Annotated in this window: 1 protein-coding gene; it reads left to right on the top strand. The window is 61.4% G+C overall.

Going from position 1 to position 246, the window contains the following annotated elements:
- Positions 1-3: 3 nt before the first annotated feature.
- Positions 4-246 (top strand): hypothetical protein (locus tag IAE39_RS29870; RefSeq protein ID WP_328825636.1); only part of this gene is annotated, 243 nt, incomplete at its 3' end.

The raw sequence follows: 246 nt of genomic DNA, 5'->3' as shown, positions 1-246 counted from the left end.
ACTGTGGGAGCGGGTTCACCCGCGAACACCGGCGAAGCCGGTGCCATACACAGTGTTAAATTCTTCGCGGGTGAACCCGCTCCCACAGGGTCGGCGTATACCCCGGAAAATGTACCGTTTGCAAAAATGGTGCGCGTGATCTGCTCGGGCGAGGCGTTGCCGGGGAGCTTGGTGCGGCGCTTCCATACACAACTCCCAACCGTCGAACTGCACAACCTCTACGGCCCCACCGAAGCCGCCATCGAC

The organism is Pseudomonas sp. S37 (assembly GCF_016658545.1).
Taxonomy (GTDB): Bacteria; Pseudomonadota; Gammaproteobacteria; order Pseudomonadales; family Pseudomonadaceae; genus Aquipseudomonas.
This window is presented reverse-complemented; position numbering and strand designations above follow the sequence as displayed.